This window comes from Arthrobacter sp. (assembly GCF_031179985.1).
Classification (GTDB): domain Bacteria; phylum Actinomycetota; class Actinomycetes; order Actinomycetales; family Micrococcaceae; genus Arthrobacter.
Genome location: NZ_JAPSHJ010000038.1, coordinates 1 through 4,972 on the forward strand (window position 1 = coordinate 1; position 4,972 = coordinate 4,972).

General features: G+C 62.3%; 7 protein-coding genes and 1 pseudogene. 5 read left to right on the plus strand and 3 right to left on the minus strand.

Annotation, left to right across the window (positions count from 1 at the left end; all coding sequences use genetic code 11):
* The 3 genes and pseudogenes from RIN13_RS15315 to RIN13_RS15325 all read left to right on the plus strand — a co-directional run.
* Window positions 1-139: pseudogene (locus RIN13_RS15315) on the plus strand (sugar phosphate isomerase/epimerase); the annotation flags it as partial.
* A gap of 47 nt (window positions 140-186) precedes the next feature.
* On the plus strand, window positions 187-723 hold the full coding sequence (locus RIN13_RS15320) for a GNAT family N-acetyltransferase (protein ID WP_309108198.1): 537 nt from the start codon (window positions 187-189) through the stop codon (window positions 721-723).
* An 81-nt stretch (window positions 724-804) separates the two neighbouring features.
* Window positions 805-1,536: a DsbA family oxidoreductase gene (locus tag RIN13_RS15325; RefSeq protein ID WP_309108234.1), complete on the plus strand. Its 732-nt coding sequence runs from the start codon at window positions 805-807 to the stop codon at window positions 1,534-1,536.
* 81 nt (window positions 1,537-1,617) lie between these two features.
* On the opposite strand, the gene RIN13_RS15330 is transcribed toward RIN13_RS15325, so the two are convergent.
* Window positions 1,618-1,818 (minus strand): hypothetical protein, encoded by a 201-nt coding sequence (locus tag RIN13_RS15330; RefSeq protein ID WP_309108199.1) that lies wholly within the window; start codon window positions 1,816-1,818, stop codon window positions 1,618-1,620.
* 128 nt (window positions 1,819-1,946) lie between these two features.
* On the opposite strand from RIN13_RS15330, the gene RIN13_RS15335 reads away from it, so the two are divergent.
* Window positions 1,947-2,582 carry a TetR/AcrR family transcriptional regulator gene (locus tag RIN13_RS15335; RefSeq protein ID WP_309108200.1) on the plus strand — a complete coding sequence of 212 codons (636 nt, stop codon included), beginning with the start codon at window positions 1,947-1,949 and terminating at the stop codon, window positions 2,580-2,582.
* Window positions 2,583-2,666: 84 nt separating this feature from the next.
* Here RIN13_RS15335 and RIN13_RS15340 read toward each other — a convergent pair whose 3' ends face one another.
* Together RIN13_RS15340 and RIN13_RS15345 are read right to left on the minus strand one after the other, a co-directional pair.
* Window positions 2,667-3,332 (minus strand): LytR C-terminal domain-containing protein, encoded by a 666-nt coding sequence (locus RIN13_RS15340; RefSeq protein WP_309108201.1) that lies wholly within the window; start codon window positions 3,330-3,332, stop codon window positions 2,667-2,669.
* A complete protein-coding gene (locus RIN13_RS15345) occupies window positions 3,325-3,624 on the minus strand; it encodes a type II toxin-antitoxin system VapB family antitoxin (RefSeq protein WP_309108202.1) in 300 nt (99 codons plus the stop codon). Before RIN13_RS15345 ends, RIN13_RS15340 begins: the two co-directional genes overlap by 8 nt.
* Before the next feature lie 147 nt (window positions 3,625-3,771).
* On the opposite strand from RIN13_RS15345, the gene RIN13_RS15350 reads away from it, so the two are divergent.
* Entirely contained in the window at window positions 3,772-4,689 is a 918-nt protein-coding gene (locus RIN13_RS15350; protein ID WP_309108203.1) for a hypothetical protein, read from the plus strand.
* The last annotated feature ends 283 nt before the right edge of the window (window positions 4,690-4,972 follow it).

Here is a 4,972-nt window from a genome sequence, read left to right on the forward strand (position 1 = left end):
CGGACCCATCTCCATCGAATGGGAGGACGCCGGAATGGACCGCCTCCACGGCGCCCCCGAGGCCCTCGCCGCCCTCAAGAAGTTCGACTTCCCGGCCTCGAGCACCTCCTTCGACGCCGCCTTCAGCACCAAGGACTGACCGCTACCAGGACTGAAACCACGGGCTTCCGGGGCTAGAGTTTTGATATGGCGCACATCATCCGAAAAGCAACAGAGGACGACGCCGGCCGGCTGGCAGAGCTGGCCGGCGTTACCTTTCCGCTGGCCTGCCCGCCGGGCTCTTCACCGGCCGACATCGCCGCCCACTTGGCGAACACCCTGAGCGAGGAACACTTCCGCACCTACGCCACGGACCCGGACGTCACCATCCTGGTCATTGAAGCCACTGGAGAACTGCGTGGCTACAGCATGCTCGTCGCGCGGCCTGCCAAAGACCCGGAAGTCGCCTCTGCCCTAAGCCTCGTGCCGTCCACAGAACTCAGCAAGTGCTACCTTCATCCGGACCACCACGGGCTCGGGGCTGCTGCAGAGCTGATGCACGCAACGGTGGAATCAGCGGCAGCTGCAGGCGCACGTGGACTCTGGCTGGGCGTCAACAGCGAGAATGCCAAAGCCATCCGCTTCTACGAAAAATCCGGCTTCAACAAAGTCGGAACCAAAACATTCAAGCTTGGCAATACCGTTGAGCACGACTTCGTGATGGAGCGTGCGCTTCCGGCCTGAGCGTCCTGCCAACCCCGCCCTGTGACCAAATCCATATGCCCACATGGGAATGAGTGCAGGGACACTGCAGTTGTGGCAAGCATGAAGATTGAGATCTGGTCCGATGTGGCCTGCCCCTGGTGTTACATCGGCAAACGCCGCTTCGAAGCCGCCCTCGCCGAGTTCCCCCACCGTGACTCCGTTGAGGTGAAGTGGCGGAGCTACCAGCTGGACCCCTCCCTGCCCGAGCATTACGACGGCACCGAACTCGACTATTTGAGCACCCGCAAGGGCATGGCCGCGGCCCAGGTCTCGCAGATGTTTGACCACGTTGCAGCACAGGCTAAAGGCGAGGGACTGGATTTCCGCTTCGACACAATTGTGGTGGCGAACAGCTTCACCGCACACCGGCTCATCCATCTCGCCGCTGCCCATGGCCTTCAGGATGAGGCAAAGGAGCGACTGCTCAGCGGGCATTTCGAGCAGGGCAAGGACATCGGCAGCACGGAGTACCTGACCTCAGTGGCGCTGGAGTTGGGGCTCGACGCCGATGAGGTGGCCGGGCTCTTCGCCACAGACAAGTTCGCCGACGACGTCCGGCAGGACTTCGCTGAAGCCCGCGCCCTGGGTATCAGCGGCGTGCCCTTCTTCGTCATCGACCGCAAGTTCGGCCTCTCCGGTGCCCAGCCGGTTGAGACGTTCCGGCAGGCTCTGGAGCAGGGCTGGCAGGAATCCCACCCGCTCGTCATGGTCGCTGCGGGTGACAAAACTGGTGCCCGCACCGCAGACGAGGGTGACGGCGTCGTCTGCGGTCCCGATGGTTGTGCCATCTAGTTCTGGCCACCAGCTGAGCAACTGAAAAGGAAGGTCCCGCACATTGGGGGCCTTCCTTTTTCACTTCGACCTCCCGGGCCGTCACACCTTCTCGCGTGTGCGGTCGACTACCGGTTCGGGAGCAGAAAACTCCCGGTGGCGGCGGGGGAAGGCCCAGAACTTGAAGTCGTTCACCTCAACACGGGGTTCCGGCCTTTCTTCAGGTTGCAGGCGCTCTTCAGGTTTCCGTGAAGCATCCTTCCTGGTGTCACGCCCGAAATCCTTGTTGTATCCGTAGCACATCACTGACCTCCTTATGATGGATGCCCCTTAATCGTCCTCCCAATTGCCGGAGAGCAAAAGGGCCGGCTACCGGCCTGGCAGCTTCCGCCGTCGGGAAGTTTGCTGACAGATAACGGTAATGTGTCTGTATGCCTAGGATTTCGGCGCCAACAAACGCCGCCCAACGTGCCGAAACCCAACGGCGTATCCTGACCGCCTTCGGCGAGCTCCTGTTTTCCCATGGGCTGCCCGGTCTCACCATGACGGATGTGGCCCGCCAAGCAGGCGTCGGCCGGACCGCCGTGTACAACTACTATGCGGACATCGAAGAGCTGCTGATCGCCTACGCGCTGGATGAAACAGAGCGCTTCCTCATCGGACTCCGTGAATCACTTCAGTCCTTGGACAACCCTGTGGAGCAGCTGGCTCTGTACGTGCGGGCACAGGTGGAGGACCTTAGCCGGCGCCATCTCCCGCCAGGCCCTGCAATGGGTACGGTGCTTTCCCCCGCCTCCTTCTCGAGGCTGGCGGACCACGTCGGCGGACTGAGTGTGCTCCTTCAGGACATCCTTCGGGAGGCCATGGCCCAGGGCTACCTGCCCGTCGCCGACGTCATCCAGCTCGCGCAACTGATTCACGGCACCCTGTCCTCCAGCGCAGCGCGCGGCGATGGAACACCGGACGCCGTCGACCGGACCGTCCGGTTCATCCAGCTGGGTGCCGGAGCCAGGTTCGACGACGCCGGGAGCCTTCCCGTCCGTGTCACCCAGCCCGCGGCTAGGTAGCGGCCATTTCGACGGTTCCGTTCCCACTCGACGTTCCGCACCGTCTACCCCGCAGGGAACCGTCGAAACGGTCAGCCTGCCGTGTCAGCCCGCCGGCGGGACAACAGGCCACTTTGAGTCGTCCACGATACGCCGGGTTTCACGCGGGCAGCTGAGTTTCCCGGGTGTCTGGTCAACAAGCTCCGGTGGCGTGAGTGCCTGGTAGTCGTTGGTGAGGATGAGATCCACGCTTGCATCCGCCCGGTTGTCCTGGAAGTAGTCGGAGCCTTGTAGGTTCCGCTGGACAGTAAAGGCGGCGGACTGGCCGGCTGCTCCCGAAATCACGGCGGCAACGCCACGGTACCCCGTTTCCTGGTTCCCCACGTTCCCCACTGCGAACTTCCGGGCCAGGAGCTCGTCCGCCACGGTCCTGGCAAGTCCGGCCCGGCTGGTGCCGTTGAAGACGTTCAGGTTCACTTTCTCATTCGGCGTGTAGTCGTGAATCGCCGTCGGGCAGAGCGTGACAGGTTCCTTGCTTGGCTCCGCCGTCGCGATGGTGACCTGGCCGTTCATGATTGCCAGGGCCACCACCACCCCGCTGGCGATCAGGGCCAAGAGCAGCACCAACACCACGCCGTGAATAATCCTGCGGCGTATCCGCACAGGTTCGAAATCGCGCTCGTCATGTTCAATTAGCGTGGCCCGCAGCTCGGGGCCTGTTACCACGTGGTGCCCGTGGAAGGTTGAAGGGTCCTGCGGTTTCTTAGCCATCTATCACCAACACGCGGGCGTGAATGGCGTTCCGCTGATGAAGTGCAGTGCGGACTGCCCGATGCAGCCCGTCCTCCAGGTAAAGCACCCCCTGGTACTCCACCACATGGGGGAAAAGGTCACCGAAAAACGTTGAATCCTCGGCCAGCAGGGCTTCAAGATCCAGGGTCCGCTTGGTGGTCACGAGCTCGTCCAGGCGGACAGGGCGCGGAGGAAGAGCAGCCCATGCTTTGGGCGTGTTGTAACCATGGTCGGGATAGGGGCGTCCCTCGCCCACAGCTTTGAATATCACTCTGTAAGCCTATGGAAGAAGCAGCACCAACGGAACGAATGACCCCTGTCACGAAGAGGTTGTAGCCAAACAGTGACCATTCGTCATGAGGTGCAACGTTCAGGTTCCGGAACGGATCTGGTGAGGGCCTGCTGACACAATGGGTGCATGACTGCACCCGAGACTCCTGTGGCCGCTGCCCCGCCGTCGACTCCCCCACTGGCCCTGCTGCTCGACGTCGACGGGCCGGTGGCAAGTCCCGTCACCCGCAACGTCAAAGCAGAAATTATCGCCGACCTCGTTGCCCTGGCCACTGCCGGGATCCCGGTCATTTTCAACACGGGCCGCTCGGACGCCTTCATTCGCGAACAGGTCATGAACCCAATGATCGCTGCCGGGATCCCGGCCGGGACCATCATCCATGCCATCTGCGAGAAGGGCGCTGTCTGGTTCAGCTACACCGCGGACGGCCCTGGTCCTATCCACGTGGACCGTGAGTTGGCCGTACCCGAGGCGTACGGCGACGACGTCCGGCGTCTCGTGGCGGAGGACTACGCCAGCCATATGTTCTTTGACGAGACCAAGCGGGCAATGGTGTCAGTAGAGCAGCACATCACAGTGGCGAACGCTGATTACCTGGACGAGCAAAAACTCTTCGACGCGGACGCCATGGAGCTCATGGCCAGGCATGGCCTGGGTGTGGTCCGCCTGGACCACCATGAACCGGATTCGGATGACCAGGTGGACTACCGCGTGGATCCCACCATCATCTCCACTGACATCGAGTCCATCCGGCTGGGCAAGGATCTTGGGGCAAGCCGGGCTGTTGAACTGCTGGCCGCCCAGGGCATCACCCCGCAAGCCTGGCGCACCGTTGGAGACTCGCGCACGGACTACGCCATGGCTGACTGGCTCCACCACAACGACCACCCGGTGAAGCACGTGGACGTCCGTCCGGCGGATGGCGTTCCGGAGAAACCGTATGACATCCTCACGGCGGAGGACCTCGGGTTGGACAGCACCATCATTCACGACGACGCCGGGGGTGCTTTCCTGCGCGGCTGGCGGGAGGCATTGACCACCTGAACGCATCCTTGCAGGCTAACCGACGTTTGACTCGCGTTTTTTATTCTCCGTTATTATGCAGGTAGAACCCCTCGTATTAAACAGCTCGGAGAATCGCCATTACAGACGCACTGGTCCAGGATGAGATCTACTACGGCAGCCAGCCATCGGACGACGTCCGGAGCCATCCGGAAATAACGTCGCCGGCGGCTGTCGCGCGCCTCAAGAACCGCCCCGACGTCATCAGGCACAGGGGCCGTTATGCCCTCATCAACTCCAATCGGACGCCGTATCAGGCCATGGT

What these genes read in the sequence shown, in the direction of transcription:
- RIN13_RS15335 (WP_309108200.1), top strand. Translation starts at nt 1,947, where the DNA reads ATGCCTAGGATTTCGGCGCCAACAAACGCCGCCCAACGTGCCGAAACC.
- RIN13_RS15320 (WP_309108198.1), top strand. Translation starts at nt 187, where the DNA reads ATGGCGCACATCATCCGAAAAGCAACAGAGGACGACGCCGGCCGGCTG.
- RIN13_RS15325 (WP_309108234.1), top strand. Translation starts at nt 805, where the DNA reads ATGAAGATTGAGATCTGGTCCGATGTGGCCTGCCCCTGGTGTTACATC.
- RIN13_RS15350 (WP_309108203.1), top strand. Translation starts at nt 3,772, where the DNA reads ATGACTGCACCCGAGACTCCTGTGGCCGCTGCCCCGCCGTCGACTCCC.
- RIN13_RS15330 (WP_309108199.1), bottom strand. Translation starts at nt 1,818, where the DNA reads ATGTGCTACGGATACAACAAGGATTTCGGGCGTGACACCAGGAAGGAT.
- RIN13_RS15340 (WP_309108201.1), bottom strand. Translation starts at nt 3,332, where the DNA reads ATGGCTAAGAAACCGCAGGACCCTTCAACCTTCCACGGGCACCACGTG.